Here is an 18,061-nt window from a genome sequence, read left to right as displayed (position 1 = left end):
GATATCAGTATGACTCCTTACGAGAAGCGCGCCCGTCGTGGCCGTGCGCTGATAACGTATCTGCATCACCGACCGGGATTTTATCTGGCCCTGCTGCTGGTCCCCCCGCTACTCTGGTTCGGCGCAATTTACTTAGGCTCGCTGTTTGCGCTGCTGTGGCAGGTTTTATACACCTTTGATGACTTCACCATGACGGTGTCATCGACGCTGACCACGGCCAACATCCGTGCGCTGTTTGACCCGGTAAATGCCGACATTATTGTCCGCACGGTAACCATGGCGCTGCTGGTGTCATTTTTCAGCGCGGTGCTGGCGTTTCCAATTGCGTATTACATGGCGCGTTATATCACCGGCAAGAAAAAAGCGTTCTTTTATGTCGCGATCATGCTGCCGATGTGGGCGAGTTATATCGTCAAAGCCTATGCCTGGACGCTGCTGCTTTCCAAAGGTGGCGTGCTGCAATGGTTCCTTGAACATCTCGGGCTGGAACCGCTGCTTTCGGCGATGCTGAGCCTGCCGGGCGTCGGCGGCAATACGCTGTCGACCTCAGGGATTGGGCGCTTTTGGGTGTTCGTTTACATCTGGCTGCCATTTATGATCCTGCCGATCCAGGCCGCGCTGGAGCGCCTGCCACCGTCGCTGCTTCAGGCCTCTGAAGATCTTGGTGCGAAACCGTGGCAGACGCTGCGCTACGTGATCTTCCCGCTGGCCGTTCCGGGTATTGCCGCAGGCTCGATCTTTACTTTTTCGCTGACGCTGGGTGATTACATCATCCCGCAGCTGGTGGGGCCGCCGGGGTATTACATCGGCAATATGGTCTATTCACAACAGGGTTCGATCGGCAACATGCCAATGGCCGCCGCGTTCACGCTGGTGCCTATCGTGTTGATTGCCCTGTACTTGTCGATGGTTAAACGACTGGGAGCTTTCGATGCACTCTAAACGCGCACCCTGGTTACTCAAACTCTCCGCGTGGGGCGGGCTGGTTTTCCTGCACTTTCCGCTGCTGATTATCGCGGTCTACGCCTTTAACACTGAGGACGCGGCGTTCAGTTTCCCGCCGAAGGGCTTCACGCTGCACTGGTTCGCCGTGGCGGCGGGGCGTCACGACATCCTCGATGCTATCTGGCTCTCGGTACAGATCGCCTGTTACGCGACTATCATCGCGATGGTACTCGGTACGCTGGCGGCTGCGGCGCTGTATCGCCGCAACTTCTACGGCAAAAACAGCATCACATTACTGTTTATGCTGCCGATTGCCTTGCCGGGGATCATCACCGGGCTGGCGTTGCTCAACGCGTTTCATGCCGCGCAAATTGAGCCGGGAATGCTGACCATCGTTATCGGACACGCCACCTTTTGCATGGTGATTGTCTATAACAACGTGATCGCGCGCTTTCGCCGCATCACGCACAGCCTGATTGAAGCTTCTATGGATTTAGGCGCCGACGGCTGGCAGACCTTTCGCTACATCATTTTGCCGAACCTCAGCACTGCGCTGCTGGCGGGTGGAATGCTGGCGTTCGCGCTGTCTTTCGATGAAATCATTGTCACGACGTTTACCGCCGGACACGAACGCACCTTGCCGATCTGGCTGCTCAATCAGCTGGGCAGGCCGCGCGAAGTGCCGGTGACTAACGTTGTTGCGCTGTGCCTGATGGTGCTCACCATGATCCCAATTCTGGGCGCGTGGTATCTCACAAGAAATGGGTCGGATGTGGCCGGTGACGGCAAATAATAATAAGGAAAAACTGATGCAAACGAACATGTTGATCAATGGTGAGCTGGTTGCCGGTGAAGGCGCGTCATTACCGGTTTTCAACCCGCATACGGGGCAGGAAATAGTACGTCTGGCGCAGGCCAGTGAAAAACAAACCACGCAGACCGTCGATCTGGCGCATCACGCCTTTACCGAATGGGGCCAGACCACGCCGAAAACCCGCGCCGAGCTGCTGCTGGCGCTGGCGGATCGCATCGAAGAAAACGCCGAAGCGTTGGCCAAACTGGAATCGCTCAACTGCGGCAAACCTTATCATCTGGCACTTAATGATGAGCTGCCGGCGGTGGTGGATGTCTTCCGCTTCTTTGCGGGCGCCAGCCGTTGTCTGAATGGATTAGCGGGCGGGGAATATCTTGCCGGACATACGTCGATGGTGCGCCGCGATCCGCTCGGCGTGGTGGCCTCTATTGCGCCGTGGAATTATCCTCTGATGATGGCCGCGTGGAAAATCGCCCCGGCGCTAGCGGCGGGTAACTGCGTGGTGATCAAACCTTCAGAAATCACGCCACTGACTGCGCTGAAGCTCGGTGAACTGGCGCGCGATCTCTTTCCGGCTGGTGTGCTTAATGTGCTGTTTGGCGACGGAAAAACCGTCGGTAATGCGCTGACGCATCACGATAAAGTGCGAATGATTTCCCTGACCGGTTCCGTAGCCACCGGTGAGAAAATTGTCGGGCAGGCCACCAGCGGTATCAAGCGCACGCACATGGAGCTGGGCGGCAAAGCACCGGTGATTGTTTTCGATGATGCGGATATCGCTCAGGTAGTCGAAGGGGTGCGCACCTTTGGTTTCTACAACGCCGGACAAGACTGCACCGCCGCCTGCCGTATCTACGCGCAAAAAGGCGTTTATGCACGTTTGGTCACGGCGCTGGGCGAAGCTGTATCCACAATTAAACTCGGCACCGGTGAAACCAGTGAAATGGGCCCGCTGGTTTCGGCTGCACATCTGGGGCGGGTGGAGGGATTTGTGCGTCGTACAAAAGAACTCGCACATATTCAGGTTGTCACGGGCGGGGAGCGCGTCAGCGGCGAGGGCTATTATTTCCAGCCGACGTTACTTGCCGGTGCGCGTCAGGAGGATGAAATCGTACAGCGCGAAGTGTTTGGTCCGGTAGTCAGCGTGACGGAATTCGATACCGAAGAACAGGTTCTGACCTGGGCGAATGAATCAAACTACGGGCTGGCATCTTCTGTCTGGACGCAGAATATTGGCCGCGCCCATCGTCTCAGCGCCCGCCTGCAATACGGCTGTACCTGGGTGAATACACACTTTATGTTGGTGAGCGAAATGCCGCACGGTGGCCAAAAACAATCCGGCTACGGAAAAGATATGTCCATGTACGGGCTGGAGGATTACACGGCAATCCGCCATGTGATGTTTAAGCACACGTAATCAGAGCGCTGTTTCTACACGTCATTCTTTGAAATGAAACAGGGAGCCTTATGCTCCCTGTATTCTTAAAATGCGATGTTTTATGCCGACGCTGACGTGGCAATTTTTTTGCGGGCAATATCAATAAAGAGAATGCTGGCAGCAAAAGATATCCCCGCACCAATGATAATAGTGAGCAGATATGAGGTGAGATAATTATATTCTTTATCAATTAATGTAAGTTGTTCTGAGATTAAATCAATATTATCAATGACGTAACCTCGGGCAACATACAAGCCGCACCAGAAGGCGCTAAAGGCAATCAGGCAGGTATAACAAACATAACTGAATTTCCTATCAATATATTCAAGGTAAAATTTAGGGTCTGAATACGCCATTTTGAGCAGGCCTAAAAAACACCCCAGATAAATACCAATTAACCACTTCATGATGTCCCAGTTCATACGACTCTCTGAATGCTGCCGCTGCCGGCATTGAAAAATAAAAAATTAAACGATGCTCAGACGCCCTTTTTACGGGGGATGAACATGGTCACCAAACCCTTAACAATCTGATTTTACTTGGTTTTATCTGAGGTGAAGCGCCGTATTATCACACCCCGCCAACATTCTGGCAAGAATGATGACGCAACCGCACCCATGATTTTTCCTGCAAAGAGTAACCGGGTTTGCCAGGTAATGCAGAGGGGGAATATTTGACTGGAAAACAGCGGGCTGGTGGAGATGTCGTCAGCCCTGTAAACGTTAAATTTTCTTCGCTAAAAGCGTCGCAAATCTTAGCTTGTAACGGTTGCCGTTTTCATCGCGTTTATGCAATTCGCCGACATCTTCATTGTATTTCACGATTTCCCATCCGCGATAGTAGCCACGCAGTTCTTCCGGTTTGAAGGTGAATGGGAAGGGCAGCGGACAAGGATAATCCGGGCTATCCATAGCCGCGACGATCAGATTATAACCGCCGGTTTTTGTTGCGGCGTGCATGTCTTCGATAATATGCGGGATGCTGTTGCGCTCGAGAAACATCATCACTACGGTAGAAAAGATGAAATCATAGTCGCCGCTGAAACGGTGCGCGTTAAGATCCTGCTCGCTGATGTCAATATTGTGCAGGGACTCTGCCGCAATAATCTCCTTCACTTTGGCAACGCTGAGCGGATTGTTGTCCCAGCCCGTCACATCAAACCCTTTAAGATTCAGATACAGCGAATTTCGTCCGCTTCCACATCCAAGATCCAGCGCCTTTCCGGGCTGAACGTAGTTGGCTGCGTTGATGATTTCTGAATGGGTGCGGGACAGGCCGTATTTTTCGGCGTAGTAATCCTCTGACGCGGGCTGCTGTGTCATTCCCTGTTTTCCTCACAAGTTGAATCGAATGGCGGTGATTATCCTCCTAAATACGCAGGGCGCTATTACTCTTAATGATGACTCAGTGTGCGAGGCCGCCATCGCGTGGTGGAACTGGCCCGTGGAGAAGATTTCGCGCAATCTGTCGCTGATCTTTTCCGGGTGTGTCCGGGCGCTGGTTTCTTGCGAGTAAATGCGCTTTACCGGTAAGCTCTTCTGTCAGTTTGCCGGTAAAGATAACTGCCAACGCCGTGAACCGGATCGCCCTGAAATCCGACCTTTTGCATTCCGATTTTCTCCAGAACGCGCTGTGAGGCCAGATGATTTTCGCGCACGGTGGCTGAAATCTGCGCCAGTCCCAGCCGTTCAAACCCTGCATTGAGCGCCGCGCTGGCAAATTCAGTCGCAAATCCCTTTCCCCAGACGGCTTTCGCCAGCCGGTAGCCGAGAAATACCCGGTGATTATCGTAACCTTCGCGGACACTCAGCCCGCCAAACCCTATGATTTCCTCCGGATGACTGTGCAGCGCAACCGCCCAGTGCCCGTGGCCGTAAGTTGGCCATTCCGGCAACCAGCCGCTGAGCTTGTCTCGCGCGAATTCCAGGTTCGGATAAGGACCACGCGGATTAAACTCATTGGTCTGCGGATCGCCGTAGATAGCAAAGAGTGAATGAACGTCAGTGTCCGCAACCGGACGAAGCAATAGCCGGGATGTCTCAATGATCATAATGAACGTTTTCCTCCTGTTACCTGAGTTAAATCTTAGCCGGAGTGGTTGAGTCCGCCATCCTCTCTCGCAAAAAATCAATAAACCGTCGCACCTTTTCCGGCACGTGGCGGGTATTGGGGTAGAGCGCAAAAATGCCCTGGGGCGGAAAATGGTGATCGGGCAGCAGATGGCACAAGCGACCGGCGTCGATTTCCGGCTGTACCAGCCAGTCGGGCAGCAGCGCAACACCGGCATCATGCAGCGCAAAAGCGAGCAACGCGCAGGCGCTGTCAGCGGCAATGACCGGTGGTGTATCGACCCGAAAGGGGAGGGTCGCGCCCTGATTGTCGGTTATTTTCCAGCTCATCGGCAGAGGGAGACGACTGTGGGCAATCCATTTCAGCTGCGCCAGTCTTTTGGGCGTGGCGATCGTTCCTGCTTGCCGGAGAAAGGCGGGTGAGGCGACCGGCAAAATACCAAACTGGCCGAGCGTGGCGGCGTGATGGTTGGAATCTTCCAGATGTCCCAGCCGGATAGCCAGATCAAACCGTCCGCTGATCAGATCATCATGATGAGAAGAGGCAACATGCTGGACCCGCAGTTGCGGATGCAATGCGGCAAAAGCCGACAGCGCCGGTACGACCACCCGTGCGCCATACTCTGATGTACTGGTGATGCGTAACTGACCGCTCAGGCCGCCGTGATCGCGACGCACGTCGTCGAGCACGGCTTCGGCTTCCTGTAACAACAACTGACAGCGCTGAAAGAAGCGCTCACCGGCTTCGGTCAGCGCCACTCGCCGCGTGCTGCGGGTCAGCAGCGAAACGCCCGTTTCACTTTCCAGCAATTTCACATTAAAACTCACCACTGCTTTAGTGAGCCCCAGTGACGCAGCCGCACCGGTGAAACTTCCTGCAGTAGCGACGGCGACAAAAATCTCCAGTCGTTGCAAATTCAACATTGTCGTGGACCTGATTGTCAAAATAATTTTGACAGTGTAACCCTGCGCCGTGCGTATATCCCGCAAAAATTATCCGCTACATTCCCGGCCTGACAGATGACAGTGGAATTTATAAGTATGAATTATCGAACGCGCGTGGCCGTGGTGTATCTGCTCGGTTTCTTTGTCGATTTGATCAATATGTTTATCGCCAACGTGGCGTATCCCGGCATCGCGCGGCATTTCCAGGCGCCGGTCAGTGCGCTGGCGTGGGTCAGCACCGGGTACATACTCGGGCTGACGCTGGTTATCCCGCTCAGCCGCTGGCTTGCCGCGAGGTTCGGCGCACGCAGAATATTCATCGTTTCGCTGGTCATCTTTATGCTCGCTTCACTGGGGGCCGGCGCCGCCGGAAGCCTGATGTCACTGATCGTGTGGCGAATTGGGCAGGGGCTGGGCGGCGGATTACTGATTCCAATCGGACAGACGCTCACCTATGCCCTCTTTCGCAGCCATGAGCGCGCCAGACTTTCTGCGATGATCATGCTGGTCGGTCTGCTGGCTCCGGCATTATCACCGGCGTTCGGCGGTATGATTGTTGACAGTTTCAGCTGGCGCTGGGTTTTCGTTGCCAGCCTGCCACTGGCGATGCTGACGTGGGTTCTGGCCCTTTTCTGGTTACGTGATGAAGAGGTTAGGGAACCCGCCGGACGTTTTGAACTGTCAGGTTTTATGCTGGCCGGACTGGCGCTGGCATTGATATTACCCGGACTGACGCTGCTCGGTGAAACAGGGGATGTTGCGACGGGCGTCGTTTTATTGCTTTGCGGGTTGATCCTGATGACGATGTTTGTGCGCAAATCATTACATCAGTCGCGACCTCTGCTGGAGTTAACGCTGATAAAGGATCCGCTGTTGCGAACCGCTATGCTTATCTATCAGTGTATTCCAGGCATTTTTACCGGTATCAGTCTGATTGCCATGCTGTACCTGCAACAGGAACTGCATTTTTCTGCTGCGCAGGCGGGCGGGCTGATGGTGCCATGGTCGCTGGCCTCGTTTGTAGCCATCAGCGTAACCGGCAAGGTGTTTAACCGCGCGGGGCCGCGTGCATTATTCATTCCCGGATGCCTGATTCAGGGCACGGGTATAGGTTTTCTGGCGGCGCTCAGCCTGACACCACAGCCGTGGCTGGCCGTTATCGCTTTCTCGCTGATGGGATTTGGCAGCAGTATGTGCAGCAGTACTGCGCAAAGTTGTGCATTCCTGCAGATCCAGCCGAAAGAGTTGGCTGATGCCAGCGCACTGTGGAATATCAACCGCCAGCTCAGTTTTTGTCTCGGCGTGACAGTCGTCAGCGTCATGCTTAACGTTTTGCAGGTTTATATCCCGCAGCACGCTTACCGGCTGAGTTTTATTATCGCCGCTGTCAGCGTGTTGTTGCCGGTGATGTTATGCCTGAAATTGCCTGGCCGTGAGATTGTTCAGGCATTCAATCTAAAGGAAGAAAAATGAATCGTTATATCAAAGAAGTATTCGATGCCCACGAGCTGATCCAGCGTTGGTTTAGTGATGCCACGGCGCCGCAAAGCGTTTGTGACGAACTCCTGGCACGTTTTAGCCCGGCATATTCCATGGTGACACTGACTGGTCACCCGCTGGATTTTCAGAAACTATGCGAATTTTTCGCCGCACAGCGTGGAGCTAAAGCCGGTTTACAAATTGACGTCGGGCAGCCTGTGTTAATTGCCGAGAGCACACAGCATGGCGTGGTGACCTATCAGGAGCGCCAGCAATTGCCGGGACAGGCGGCAACATTGCGATATTCAACGGTTGTGTTCGAGGCGGACGCACAGGGAAACCTGTTATGGCGGCATTTGCATGAGACGGCGGCACGCTGACAGTTTATGTAAACCTTTCTGCTTCATAACGTCAGTTCATCCCCAAAGCCCTGCCTTTTTGCAGGGCGCTCTCTTATTTCCCATCGCGAATTATTTGCCCGAAATGTGAAGGGAGTCATAAGCGATGGTCAAGGAGAGACGATTTTCTGTCTGGTAAAATTATCCCCCTCTGAAGTGATGCCGTATACTCCCTACAAGCAGAGACAATCAGTATTCTATCTACATCGTTTTTGCACCCGCAATTGTCGGCAAAGCAGGATCTCTTGTCGGACCTGCAATCACTTAGGATATGAGGGTTTCGTTATGGATAAGAAAGTCATCTATTTGTTTTGTTCCGCAGGAATGTCTACCTCATTGCTGGTTTCCAAAATGAAAGTCGTGGCTGAGAAATACGAAGTGCCGGTCATTATTGAAGCATTCCCCGAAACACTGGCGGGCGAGAAAGGGGGGGCGGCTGATCTGGTGCTTCTCGGTCCGCAAATTGCTTATATGCTGCCTGAGATTCAAAAAGTATTACCGGGTAAACCTGTCGAAGTGATTGATTCAGTCATGTACGGAAAAATTGATGGGCTGGGCGTGCTGAAAGCTGCCGTCGCGTCTATCAAGAAAGCTGCAACTGCGTAATGTACGACCTTGCTTTATTTTGTTTTAAATTTTTGTATTAGCTTTTATTTAAGTCAAAGAGAAATCCAGTCAAAGAGCGAATTTCATACCCTGGCCGCCGGATGGCGGCATTAAAGGAAAAATCGAATGAGTAAAGCTATTGATTCCCTGGAAAAGATATTACTTCCTTTTGCCGTCAAAATTGGTAAACAACCCCATATAAATGCCATTAAAAATGGTTTCATCAAATTAATGCCGCTGACCCTTGCCGGGGCCATGTTCGTTTTAATTAATAATGTATTCCTTAATTTTGGCGACGGTTCTTTCTTTTATTCTTTAGGGGTGCGTTTAGATGCCTCAACGATTGAGTCGCTGAACGGTTTAAAAACAATCGGTGTGAATGTCTACAACGGGACATTAGGAATAATGTCGCTGATGGCGCCGTTCTTTATCGGTATGGCCATGGCGGAAGAACGTAAAGTAGACTCGTTGTCAGCAGGTCTGCTGGCCGTCGCTGCTTTCATGACCGTGACACCTTACAGCGTCGGTGAAGCTTACGCGGTAGGAGCGAACTGGTTAGGCGGCGCGAATATCATTTCCGGTATGCTTATCGGTATCGTCGTCGCTGAAATGTTCGCTTTTATTATTCGCAGAAACTGGGTGATTACTTTACCAGCAAGCGTTCCCACTTCTGTCGCGCGCTCATTCTCCGCATTAATTCCGGGTTTTATTATCCTGTTTATTTTCGGGGTAATTTCCTGGCTGCTGGGATTATACGGTCATAACTTCCACCAGATTATTATGGACTCCATCTCTAAGCCTCTGGCGTCGATGGGCAGCGTTGTGGGCTGGGCTTACGTCATTTTCAACTCCCTGTTGTGGTTCTTTGGTGTGCACGGTTCACTGGCGCTGACTGCGCTGGACAACGGCATCATGACCCCCTGGGCACTGGAAAACATTGCTCTCTACACCGAATATGGCTCAGTGAGTGCGGCAATTGAAGCGGGTAAAACCTTCCACTTCTGGGCCAAACCGATGCTCGATTCCTACATCTTGCTGGGCGGTTCCGGTGCGACGCTGGGTCTGATTATCGCGATTTTCATCGCGTCACGCCGTGCGGATCACCGTCAGGTGGCAAAACTGGCGCTGCCTTCCGGCATCTTCCAGATTAACGAACCGATTCTGTTTGGTCTGCCGATTATCATGAACCCGGTGATGTTTATTCCGTTCGTTCTGGTTCAGCCGATTCTGGCGGCTATAACGCTGGCGGCTTATACCATGGGTATTATTCCGCCGGTGACTAACCTCGCACCCTGGACGATGCCAACCGGTCTCGGTGCCTTCTTTAACAGTAACGGCAGCATCGCTGCATTGTTAGTTGCGTTGTTCAATCTCGGGATCGCCACGCTGGTGTATATGCCTTTCGTCATACTCTCTAACAAGGCGCAGGCGATTATCGAAGAAGAAGAGAGCGAAGAAGATATTGCCGCAGCACTGAAATTCTAATCTGAACCGGTGCAGGGCGGGTTTACCGCCCTGAGTTTTACCGCAATCACGGAGAGATAATGATGATTGATTTAGACAGCATCACTGATACGCAAGACCACATGCAGGAACTTGAAGAAGTAGTAATGGGGTTAATAATTAACTCCGGGCAGGCCCGCAGTCTGGCTTACAGCGCACTGAAAAAGGCCAAAGAAGGCGATTTTGAACAGGCCAAAGCGTTAATGGACCAGTCCCGTCTTTCGCTCAATGAAGCGCATCTGGTGCAAACCAAACTGATTGAAGACGACATGGGCGAAGGAAAAATGAAAGTCAGCCTGATTCTGGTTCACGCTCAGGATCATCTGATGACATCTATGCTCGCGCGCGAGTTAATCACGGAACTCATTGAGCTTCACGAGAAAATAAAATAACGTAGGAAGCCATAATGCAGCCACCGGTACTGAGTATGGAAATCAAGACAGCACGCGAAAATCAACTCTTCGACGGTCAGAATTTCCATATGTTTATCTACAACAAAGTAGAAAGCATTTCCGGGCTGCATGAGCATGACTACTATGAATTCACGGTCGTACTGACTGGCCGGTATTATCAGAATGTGAACGGGAAAAGGGTGCTATTAGAACGCGGCGATTTTGTTTTTATCCCGCTCGGTTCGAATCATCAAAGCTTTTATGAATTTGGTGCGACGCGGATATTAAACGTTGGGATCAGCAAAGCATTTTTTGAACAGCACTATTTATCTTTATTACCTTCACATTTTGTCGCGTCACAAGTGTATAAAATTAAGACTGAGTTTCTGAGCTATATTGAATCGGTGATTGCTTCTCTGAATTTCCGCAATGGGGAGTTCAATGAATTTCTGGAAATGGTGACGTTTTATATCGTCAACCGCTTACGTCACCACAGGGAATCTGAAGCCACAACGGATGCGCCAGTCTGGCTGAAGACGGCCATTGAAAAAATGCATGATAAAGCGCAGTTCGGTGAAAAAGCATTATCGAACATGGTGGAATTGTCCGGTAAGTCACAGGAATATCTGACCCGCGCCACACAACGACATTACGGCATGACGCCCATGCAGATTATCAATGAAATCCGGATTGATTTTGCGAAAAAGCAGCTTGAGATAACTAACTATTCGGTCACGGATATTGCATTTGAATCCGGATATAGCAGCCCGAGTATGTTTATCAAGAACTTTAAAAAGCTGACATCATTCACACCGAATCACTATCGAAAGAAATTATGCAGTATTAATTAACTCTTAACCTTAAATTAATTTCTGTATTCATTTGCAGTGCAATAGATTGCACGGGAGTTCCTATGAGCAAAAAACTGAAAGTCGTCACTATTGGTGGCGGGAGCAGCTACACCCCGGAATTACTGGAAGGCTTTATTAAGCGTTATGATGAATTGCCGGTTTCCGAATTATGGCTGGTGGATGTCGAAGGCGGAAAAGAAAAGCAGGACATTATTTTCGACCTTTGCGTGCGCATGGTCAAACGCGCAGGCGTTCCTATTGAAATACATAAAACCCTGAACCGACGCGAAGCGCTAGTGGATGCTGACTTCGTCACCACGCAGCTACGCGTAGGTCAGTTAAAAGCACGCGAACTCGATGAGCGTATTCCGCTGAGCCACGGCTATTTGGGGCAAGAGACCAACGGTGCAGGGGGCTTATTCAAAGGGCTGCGCACTATTCCGGTCATTTTCGATATCATCAAAGACGTCGAAGAAATCTGCCCGAATGCCTGGGTGATTAACTTCACCAATCCGGCGGGCATGGTCACCGAAGCGGTCTTCCGTCATACAAAATTCAAAAAATTCATCGGCGTATGTAACATCCCTGTGGGCATGAAAATGTTCATTCAGGATGTACTTAAACTCGCACCGCAGGACGATTTATCCATCGATCTTTTCGGTCTCAATCACATGGTGTTTATCAAAGATGTGATAGTTAACGGTGAGTCGCGCTTTGCTGAGTTGCTCGACGGCGTGGCGTCCGGTCGGCTTACCGCCGGTTCGGTCAAAAACATCTTTGATTTACCGTTCAGCGAAGGGCTGATCCGCTCCCTGAACCTGCTGCCGTGCTCGTATCTGCTGTATTACTTCAAACAGAAAGAGATGCTGGCGATTGAAATGGGCGAATTCTACAAAGGCGGCGCGCGCGCAACCGTGGTGCAAAAGGTTGAGAAGCAGCTGTTTGATCTCTATAAAGACCCCGAACTGAGCGTAAAACCGAAAGAGCTTGAGCTGCGCGGTGGCGCGTATTATTCCGATGCGGCGTGCGAAGTGATCAGCGCCATTTACAACGATAAACAAACCGAGCAGTACGTTAACTTCCCTCACCACGGGCACATTGACAATATTCCTGCCGAATGGGCTATCGAAATGACCTGCACCATCGGGCGTAACGGTGCGACGCCTCATCCACGGTTGACCCACTTTGATGATAAAGTCCTGGGGTTAATTCACACCATTAAAGGCTTTGAAATCGCGGCCAGCGAAGCGGCGCTCAGCGGCAAATTCAACGATGTGTTGCTGGCGCTGAACCTCAGCCCGCTGATCCATTCCGACAAAGATGCTGAAATTCTGGCGCGTGAAATGCTGCTGGCCCATGAAAAGCATCTGCCTAACTTTGCAGAAGCCATCGCGGCGCTGAAATAACCCGTCTGCCTTCCCGTAAGGGAGGGCAATGCCAAGGGGAAAAAATGGATAAATTACTGATCGTTAACGCCGATGATTTCGGGCTTTGCAAAGCGCAAAACTACGGCATTATCGAAGCATTCAGAAACGGCGTTGTCACCTCCACCACGGCAATGATGAATGCCGGTGGCGTTGAACATGCCGCCGCACTGAGTGCTGCGAACCCCAATCTTGCGGTAGGAATGCACTTTGTTCTGACGCTCGGAAAGCCCTTGTCGCCGATGCCAAAACTGGTGCGAAACGGCGAGCTGGGCAAGTGGATCTGGGAGGTAGCGGAGAAGGGCGCGTTACCACTCGATGAAATTGCGCAGGAGCTTAAGTGCCAGTTTGTGCGCTTTAACGAAATTTTTGGCCGCAAGCCGACGCACATCGACAGCCATCACCACGTCCATATGATTGCGCAAATCTTCCCGATTGTGGAAGCCTTTGCGAATGAGCAGGGCATTCCGGTGCGTATTGACCGCGAGGATCTTCGCAAAGGTGAAATCACGCTAAAGGGTGCGCGAAGTACGCAGGGTTTTGAAAGCGGATTTTATGGCGATGCGATTTCAGAAACACTCTTTCTGGAAACGCTGGACAGCGCGCTGAAACGTGGCGATTCCTCTCTGGAGATCATGACCCATCCGTCGTTTATCGATAATACGATCCTGGCGAGTAAATACTGTTATCCCCGCCTCGCCGAGCTGGATGTACTGACCTCGCTGACACTGAAAGAGGCGATTGCGGAACGCGGATTCCAGCTCGGGACCTTTAAGGATCTCTGAGTTACCAATACGAAAAACGACAAAGGCCAGAATGAATATTCAGGCCTTTGTGAATCATTCCTCGCCCACCACCCGCAGACTGCGCTGTTTCATCACGCGGTGAATATTGGATTCCAGCCAGTTGGCGAGCCCGGATATTTGGTCTTTTACCTCAATCCCAAGCGGTGTCAGGCGGTACTCAACGTGTGGCGGTACCACCGGAAATGAACGACGATCGACAAACCCATCTTCTTCAAATGACTGTAACGTCTGCGCCAGCATTTTCTCACTGATGCCACCCACTTTGCGGCGCAGCTCGCTGAACCGCAGTGTCTCTTCGCTCAGGGCTATCAGCACCAGTAAACCCCAACGGCTGGTAATGTGACGCAAAATCTCCCGTGAGGGGCAGTTAGGATCGAGCACTTCTCCGCGACGGATTTGTTCGGTGAGCGGTAATTTCCCGGCGGGTTGATCGGACGAAATTATTTTCATACTTACCTTTAGGTGCGTACTTACGAAAAGAAAGTATATCGCATAGGATGTTTCAACGGCGACGCTTTTAGCGCCTTTCAGAACATAAATCTCGTGTCTTAAACTTTTGGAGAAAAAACATGATTGCAATTACCGGTGCCACCGGCCAGCTTGGTCGCCTTGTTATCGCTGCGTTGTTAAAAAAAGTCCCGGCGAATCAGATTATTGCTGCCGTTCGTAGCCCTGAAAAAGCCAAAGAGTTAGCGGATTTAGGTGTTGAATTGCGTCAGGCGGATTACAGCCAGCCTGCAACGCTCGACAGCGCCTTCAAAGGCGTGGAAAAAGTGCTGCTGATTTCCTCAAGTGAAGTGGGCCAACGTGAAGCGCAACATGGCGCCGTGATCGCTGCGGCGAAGCGTGCAGGCGTGAAACTGCTGGCTTACACCAGCCTGCTGCATGCAGATAAAAGCCCCCTGGGTCTGGGCGTAGAACATCGCGCAACCGAAAAAGCCTTAAGCGAATCTGGCCTGCCCTTCGTGTTACTGCGTAATGGCTGGTACACCGAAAACTATGCGGCGAGCATCGCACCGGCGCTGGCGCACAATGCCTTTATTGGTGCGGTGGGTGAAGGGCGTATTTCCTCTGCGGCACGTCAGGATTATGCCGAAGCTGCAGCGGTGGTACTGAGTCTGGATAATCAGGCGGGGAAAGTGTACGAACTGGCGGGTGACGAGTCTTATTCGCTGGCAGAATTCACGGCCGAAATTGCGCAGCAGTCAGGCAAAAAAGTAGATTACATCAATATGAGCCAGACAGATTTCGCCAATGCGTTAAAAGGTGCTGGTCTGCCGGACTGGCTGGCGGAGATGTTGGCAGATTCTGATGCAGGCGCAGCGAAGGGCGCGCTGTTTGATGATTCTCATACATTGAGCAAGCTGATTGGTCGCCCGACAAAGCCGGCGAAAGAAGTGATTGCTGCCACGCTTAAAAATTAATGAATAACGCATTGTAGTAAAAATTGTTTCCGGCCTGTTAACGTTGTGCTTAACAGGCCGTTTGTCTTTTAAATCACATCATCCTGTGTGGATAACAGCACCAGTTCCAGCAAATTGCGACAACCCTGCTGATTGCTGACATTGGTGTCTTGCTCCAGCTGACGGATCAGACCTTCAATGATGGCTTTGTTGGTTACCGGAAAGCGGCTGTACAAAAGGCTGGAAACGACCCTGCCAAGAATCTCCACTTCGCTTAAGGTCTGAGTTTCTTGCTGATTGAAGTATTCACTAATTTCTGTAACTGTTTGTTCTGCTTCGAATTGCATGTAGACCTCCTTAAACTTCGCATGATAAAGGGTGACATGGGAAGTGTCTGTTGCCAGTCAGAAAACAAAGAATTGTATAGCAACGCTTCACAATCATCTTCCCTGTTTCATCTCAACGCCTTGGCACAAATCTAAAAACGCCAGCCAGGAAAAAAGCCTCTGGAGGAAGGGAAATCGACGTTCTCCTCCAGAGACCAGACTGAATATGCCCGTAAATGACGGACTAATGATAAAGCAGGGGTATAAAGAAGTTATACAAAGATTGCAGATTTGTACAGGTTCGCCTGAGAAATATCTGAATAACCGGTTGCTAGCAATCGTAAATAGCACGAATTGTACTGTTCGAATTACGATCAATACATTCACGTGGTGATTTAGTTCAGTTTGTAATGATCAGTCTGGTTGCATTTTAACCGCTGTACAAAAATCATTTGCTGCGTCAGAATGCCCGCCCAAAAAAACAGCGTATAAGGAAAGGGACGATGAAAATCAATGTCATTGGAACCAGCGGAAGCGGCAAATCAACGGTAGCGCGCGGTATCTCTCAGAAACTGAATATTCCTTATATCCAGCTGGATGCATTGTTTTGGTGTGCTGACTGGCAGGGCACCCCGGATGCGCTGTTTTTTGCCAAAATTGAAGAAACGCTGGCAGGTAAAAGCGACTGGGTGATTGATGGTAATTACAAAAGGACACAATCCATCAAGTGGCGTGACGTTGATACGATTATCTGGGTGGATTACTCATTTATGCGCACACTGTATCAGGCCGTGCGGCGGGCAGCGGTGCGCGCCTGGCAGCAGGACGAAATCTGGGCGGGAACCGGCAACCGCGAGACGTTTCGCAAAAGCTTTTTCAGCAGAGATTCGATCATTTTGTGGACACTGAAAACTTATCAGAAAAACCGCCGCCAGTACGAGGCTTTACTGACCGATACCCACTGGCAGCACGTCCGTTTTGTGCGGTTGCGGTCACCCAAAGAGACCCAGTTATTTCTCAGTGACTTGTCCCTGTTACAGGCCTCTCAAGGGTCGCGTTAGGCATCCCTGCGAATGGTGCGAATAATTATTGTTTTCTGACATACTTCGCATTCAGCACTATTTCTTTCCCTTTCTTCACCGTTTGACCGCTAATACTGATCAAATCTGAAGGATTAACTTCCTGCCCATCCCAGGCCGTGGCGGGAATATGCGTTTCTATCGTGCCAGTTTTATCGCGGAAGGTATAAGATTCAGCACCGTTCTTTTTGATGATGAACCCTTCCAGCGTCACCCAGTTTAAAGACTGTGTTTTTTTGATGCGCTCGACATTATTTTCGTGAGCATCCTTGGTACCGCGCTGACCGCTGTCTTGCTTGTGCTGCGGCGGTGGCGTGTCATCATTTTTAAAACCGCCACCCGTATCTGCCATGACCTGACTGCTCATCGCAAACGCGCCCAATAATATAAGAGTCCATTTTTTCATAGCGATATCCTCTGCCTCAATCATTTGTCTACAAAACATTTGTCTATAAAACACTTGTCTTCAAAAGCATGGCAGAAAATGTGTGTTTCTCCAGCGAACAGGCAAGAACCAGATAATTCCAGAAACGCATAACAGGAGGGAATTAATATTCGATACCGGTGTGAACCGGCAAATCCAGTCCGTGCGCTATCGCCGCGGCAAAGGCATCAATTGCGGGGATTTGGCTCGCCGGGACATTTGGATAGACCAGCCACAGCTGGCTGCGCGGGGCGAAATCCTTCAGAGCATACAGTTCCAGTTCGGGGCGCAGCGCGTGATGTTCCACCAGCGCACGCGGCATTAGCCCGAGGCCACGACCTTCAGCGATAAGCGAAAGCTGTAACGTCACACCAAAAGCCTCAAGATTGATTAACAGCGGCAAACCTTGTTCGATCAGCGCACGTTGCAGCGCAGCGCGAAAACCGCAGCCTTCGGGATTGAGGATCCAGCCATGCTGATAACACTCCTCCAGCCGCTGCGGCAGTTCTGCCGAGGCTTTCGGGCCAACTACCACTAGATCCACCGCGCCGAGAGGCTGATTCTCAATACCCGCCGGAAACTGTTTGCTGGCCGGAAAGAGCACCACTGCGGCCTCCAGCTCCTGGCGCTGAATGCGCAGCAATAACTCTTCGCCCCAGCCGCTGGATAAACGGGGCTGGATCTCAGGAAACTGTGCCGAAAGCATTTTCAATGCAGGCAGCAGGCTGCTTTCACTGAGGCTTTGCGGAACGGCAAGACGCAGCAGTCCGGAAGGCGGGCTGTCGGCGGCCACCAGATCGCTGAGTGCATCGACCTCGCGCAGAATATGGCGGCATTGCTGATAAACGCGGTTACCCATCAGGGTGGGTTTCAGCGGTTTGGTCTGCCGGTTTAGCAAAGGAATGCCAAGAGATTCTTCGAAATTCTGCACACGGCGGGTGATAGCAGGCTGCGTCAGGCCCAGTTCATCGGCGGCAAGACGCGTTGATTGCAGGCGGATCACCGCGACAAACGCGGTTAAATCTTCAATTTTCATGGCGCTCAATGTCCGTCCAGATAATCAGAAATGAATCCACGCAGCATAAATCAATTTTCAGAATGACGCTGGAACGCACTGCACATTTTTATGTGTGAATTGCATATTAGCTTATCCATAAAA

Annotated in this window: 21 protein-coding genes; 13 read left to right on the top strand and 8 right to left on the bottom strand. The window is 51.3% G+C overall.

All coding sequences use genetic code 11. The features are described 5' to 3' along the window. Positions 1-9: 9 nt before the first annotated feature. From AC0Z7K_RS06950 to AC0Z7K_RS06940, 3 genes are read left to right on the top strand one after another with little or no spacing between them, the layout of a single operon-like run. Positions 10-942: an ABC transporter permease gene (locus AC0Z7K_RS06950; protein ID WP_485613905.1), complete on the top strand. Its 933-nt coding sequence runs from the start codon at positions 10-12 to the stop codon at positions 940-942. Continuing rightward, positions 932-1,738: an ABC transporter permease gene (locus AC0Z7K_RS06945; RefSeq protein WP_413531271.1), complete on the top strand. Its 807-nt coding sequence runs from the start codon at positions 932-934 to the stop codon at positions 1,736-1,738. The genes AC0Z7K_RS06950 and AC0Z7K_RS06945 overlap by 11 nt, the downstream gene beginning before the upstream one ends. 16 nt (positions 1,739-1,754) lie before the next feature. After that, positions 1,755-3,176, top strand: coding sequence for a gamma-aminobutyraldehyde dehydrogenase (locus tag AC0Z7K_RS06940; RefSeq protein ID WP_485613559.1), 1,422 nt, complete (start codon positions 1,755-1,757; stop codon positions 3,174-3,176). A gap of 80 nt (positions 3,177-3,256) precedes the next feature. Here AC0Z7K_RS06940 and AC0Z7K_RS06935 read toward each other — a convergent pair whose 3' ends face one another. The 4 genes from AC0Z7K_RS06935 to AC0Z7K_RS06920 all read right to left on the bottom strand — a co-directional run bounded on the left by AC0Z7K_RS06935 (position 3,257) and on the right by AC0Z7K_RS06920 (position 6,190). Further along, entirely contained in the window at positions 3,257-3,604 is a 348-nt protein-coding gene (locus AC0Z7K_RS06935; protein WP_485613557.1) for a hypothetical protein, read from the bottom strand. 315 nt (positions 3,605-3,919) lie between these two features. Further along, positions 3,920-4,519 carry a tellurite resistance methyltransferase TehB gene (gene tehB, locus AC0Z7K_RS06930; protein WP_485613556.1) on the bottom strand — a complete coding sequence of 200 codons (600 nt, stop codon included), beginning with the start codon at positions 4,517-4,519 and terminating at the stop codon, positions 3,920-3,922. 200 nt (positions 4,520-4,719) lie between these two features. Then, positions 4,720-5,247 (bottom strand): GNAT family N-acetyltransferase, encoded by a 528-nt coding sequence (locus AC0Z7K_RS06925; protein WP_413531267.1) that lies wholly within the window; start codon positions 5,245-5,247, stop codon positions 4,720-4,722. A gap of 28 nt (positions 5,248-5,275) precedes the next feature. Further along, positions 5,276-6,190: a LysR family transcriptional regulator gene (locus AC0Z7K_RS06920; RefSeq protein WP_485613554.1), complete on the bottom strand. Its 915-nt coding sequence runs from the start codon at positions 6,188-6,190 to the stop codon at positions 5,276-5,278. A 117-nt stretch (positions 6,191-6,307) separates the two neighbouring features. Here AC0Z7K_RS06920 and AC0Z7K_RS06915 point away from each other — a divergent pair, with 117 nt between their 5' ends. From AC0Z7K_RS06915 to chbG, 8 genes are all read left to right on the top strand, one after another. After that, positions 6,308-7,684 carry an MFS transporter gene (locus tag AC0Z7K_RS06915; RefSeq protein ID WP_485613553.1) on the top strand — a complete coding sequence of 459 codons (1,377 nt, stop codon included), beginning with the start codon at positions 6,308-6,310 and terminating at the stop codon, positions 7,682-7,684. Continuing rightward, positions 7,681-8,070: a DUF4440 domain-containing protein gene (locus tag AC0Z7K_RS06910; protein WP_485613552.1), complete on the top strand. Its 390-nt coding sequence runs from the start codon at positions 7,681-7,683 to the stop codon at positions 8,068-8,070. Before AC0Z7K_RS06915 ends, AC0Z7K_RS06910 begins: the two co-directional genes overlap by 4 nt. 303 nt (positions 8,071-8,373) lie before the next feature. Continuing rightward, entirely contained in the window at positions 8,374-8,694 is a 321-nt protein-coding gene (locus AC0Z7K_RS06905) for a PTS sugar transporter subunit IIB (RefSeq protein ID WP_112163995.1), read from the top strand. 126 nt (positions 8,695-8,820) lie between these two features. Next, positions 8,821-10,179, top strand: a complete 1,359-nt coding sequence (chbC, locus tag AC0Z7K_RS06900; protein ID WP_413531261.1) for a PTS N,N'-diacetylchitobiose transporter subunit IIC — start codon at positions 8,821-8,823, stop codon at positions 10,177-10,179. Positions 10,180-10,241: 62 nt separating this feature from the next. Next, positions 10,242-10,589, top strand: a complete 348-nt coding sequence (gene chbA / locus AC0Z7K_RS06895; protein ID WP_485613903.1) for a PTS N,N'-diacetylchitobiose transporter subunit IIA — start codon at positions 10,242-10,244, stop codon at positions 10,587-10,589. Between the two features lie 14 nt (positions 10,590-10,603). Further along, positions 10,604-11,440, top strand: a complete 837-nt coding sequence (gene chbR / locus AC0Z7K_RS06890; protein ID WP_485613550.1) for a transcriptional regulator ChbR — start codon at positions 10,604-10,606, stop codon at positions 11,438-11,440. Positions 11,441-11,502: 62 nt separating this feature from the next. After that, positions 11,503-12,846 carry a 6-phospho-beta-glucosidase gene (locus tag AC0Z7K_RS06885; RefSeq protein ID WP_485613549.1) on the top strand — a complete coding sequence of 448 codons (1,344 nt, stop codon included), beginning with the start codon at positions 11,503-11,505 and terminating at the stop codon, positions 12,844-12,846. A 44-nt stretch (positions 12,847-12,890) separates the two neighbouring features. After that, entirely contained in the window at positions 12,891-13,649 is a 759-nt protein-coding gene (chbG, locus tag AC0Z7K_RS06880) for a chitin disaccharide deacetylase (protein ID WP_485613547.1), read from the top strand. Positions 13,650-13,703: 54 nt separating this feature from the next. On the opposite strand, the gene AC0Z7K_RS06875 is transcribed toward chbG, so the two are convergent. Next, a complete protein-coding gene (locus AC0Z7K_RS06875; protein WP_413531257.1) occupies positions 13,704-14,120 on the bottom strand; it encodes a winged helix-turn-helix transcriptional regulator in 417 nt (138 codons plus the stop codon). 119 nt (positions 14,121-14,239) lie between these two features. Between AC0Z7K_RS06875 and AC0Z7K_RS06870 the strand changes: the two genes are divergently transcribed. After that, on the top strand, positions 14,240-15,094 hold the full coding sequence (locus AC0Z7K_RS06870; RefSeq protein ID WP_485613546.1) for an SDR family oxidoreductase: 855 nt from the start codon (positions 14,240-14,242) through the stop codon (positions 15,092-15,094). A 68-nt stretch (positions 15,095-15,162) separates the two neighbouring features. Here the strand turns inward: AC0Z7K_RS06870 and AC0Z7K_RS06865 are convergent, their stop codons facing one another. Beyond that, positions 15,163-15,420 (bottom strand): biofilm development regulator YmgB/AriR family protein, encoded by a 258-nt coding sequence (locus AC0Z7K_RS06865; protein WP_485613544.1) that lies wholly within the window; start codon positions 15,418-15,420, stop codon positions 15,163-15,165. A gap of 482 nt (positions 15,421-15,902) precedes the next feature. Between AC0Z7K_RS06865 and AC0Z7K_RS06860 the strand changes: the two genes are divergently transcribed. Continuing rightward, positions 15,903-16,460, top strand: coding sequence for a P-loop NTPase family protein (locus tag AC0Z7K_RS06860; RefSeq protein WP_485613543.1), 558 nt, complete (start codon positions 15,903-15,905; stop codon positions 16,458-16,460). Between the two features lie 25 nt (positions 16,461-16,485). On the opposite strand, the gene AC0Z7K_RS06855 is transcribed toward AC0Z7K_RS06860, so the two are convergent. After that, complete coding sequence (locus AC0Z7K_RS06855; protein ID WP_413531253.1) at positions 16,486-16,884, bottom strand: NirD/YgiW/YdeI family stress tolerance protein; 399 nt, start codon at positions 16,882-16,884, stop codon at positions 16,486-16,488. 142 nt (positions 16,885-17,026) lie between these two features. After that, positions 17,027-17,938: a LysR family transcriptional regulator gene (locus tag AC0Z7K_RS06850; protein ID WP_413531252.1), complete on the bottom strand. Its 912-nt coding sequence runs from the start codon at positions 17,936-17,938 to the stop codon at positions 17,027-17,029. Positions 17,939-18,061: the final 123 nt, after the last annotated feature.

The sequence above is a fragment of the Rahnella sp. 1L-D-7-B-C2 genome, assembly GCF_057290995.1.
Note: the sequence above shows the minus strand (reverse complement) of the source record. Positions and strands in the feature narration are given on the sequence as shown.

Bases quoted from the DNA above. Each gene is read 5' to 3' on its own strand.
- AC0Z7K_RS06950 (WP_485613905.1), top strand. From the start codon at position 10: ATGACTCCTTACGAGAAGCGCGCCCGTCGTGGCCGTGCGCTGATAACG.
- AC0Z7K_RS06945 (WP_413531271.1), top strand. From the start codon at position 932: ATGCACTCTAAACGCGCACCCTGGTTACTCAAACTCTCCGCGTGGGGC.
- AC0Z7K_RS06940 (WP_485613559.1), top strand. From the start codon at position 1,755: ATGCAAACGAACATGTTGATCAATGGTGAGCTGGTTGCCGGTGAAGGC.
- AC0Z7K_RS06935 (WP_485613557.1), bottom strand. From the start codon at position 3,604: ATGAAGTGGTTAATTGGTATTTATCTGGGGTGTTTTTTAGGCCTGCTC.
- tehB (WP_485613556.1), bottom strand. From the start codon at position 4,519: ATGACACAGCAGCCCGCGTCAGAGGATTACTACGCCGAAAAATACGGC.
- AC0Z7K_RS06925 (WP_413531267.1), bottom strand. From the start codon at position 5,247: ATGATCATTGAGACATCCCGGCTATTGCTTCGTCCGGTTGCGGACACT.
- AC0Z7K_RS06920 (WP_485613554.1), bottom strand. From the start codon at position 6,190: ATGTTGAATTTGCAACGACTGGAGATTTTTGTCGCCGTCGCTACTGCA.
- AC0Z7K_RS06915 (WP_485613553.1), top strand. From the start codon at position 6,308: ATGAATTATCGAACGCGCGTGGCCGTGGTGTATCTGCTCGGTTTCTTT.
- AC0Z7K_RS06910 (WP_485613552.1), top strand. From the start codon at position 7,681: ATGAATCGTTATATCAAAGAAGTATTCGATGCCCACGAGCTGATCCAG.
- AC0Z7K_RS06905 (WP_112163995.1), top strand. From the start codon at position 8,374: ATGGATAAGAAAGTCATCTATTTGTTTTGTTCCGCAGGAATGTCTACC.
- chbC (WP_413531261.1), top strand. From the start codon at position 8,821: ATGAGTAAAGCTATTGATTCCCTGGAAAAGATATTACTTCCTTTTGCC.
- chbA (WP_485613903.1), top strand. From the start codon at position 10,242: ATGATTGATTTAGACAGCATCACTGATACGCAAGACCACATGCAGGAA.
- chbR (WP_485613550.1), top strand. From the start codon at position 10,604: ATGCAGCCACCGGTACTGAGTATGGAAATCAAGACAGCACGCGAAAAT.
- AC0Z7K_RS06885 (WP_485613549.1), top strand. From the start codon at position 11,503: ATGAGCAAAAAACTGAAAGTCGTCACTATTGGTGGCGGGAGCAGCTAC.
- chbG (WP_485613547.1), top strand. From the start codon at position 12,891: ATGGATAAATTACTGATCGTTAACGCCGATGATTTCGGGCTTTGCAAA.
- AC0Z7K_RS06875 (WP_413531257.1), bottom strand. From the start codon at position 14,120: ATGAAAATAATTTCGTCCGATCAACCCGCCGGGAAATTACCGCTCACC.
- AC0Z7K_RS06870 (WP_485613546.1), top strand. From the start codon at position 14,240: ATGATTGCAATTACCGGTGCCACCGGCCAGCTTGGTCGCCTTGTTATC.
- AC0Z7K_RS06865 (WP_485613544.1), bottom strand. From the start codon at position 15,420: ATGCAATTCGAAGCAGAACAAACAGTTACAGAAATTAGTGAATACTTC.
- AC0Z7K_RS06860 (WP_485613543.1), top strand. From the start codon at position 15,903: ATGAAAATCAATGTCATTGGAACCAGCGGAAGCGGCAAATCAACGGTA.
- AC0Z7K_RS06855 (WP_413531253.1), bottom strand. From the start codon at position 16,884: ATGAAAAAATGGACTCTTATATTATTGGGCGCGTTTGCGATGAGCAGT.
- AC0Z7K_RS06850 (WP_413531252.1), bottom strand. From the start codon at position 17,938: ATGAAAATTGAAGATTTAACCGCGTTTGTCGCGGTGATCCGCCTGCAA.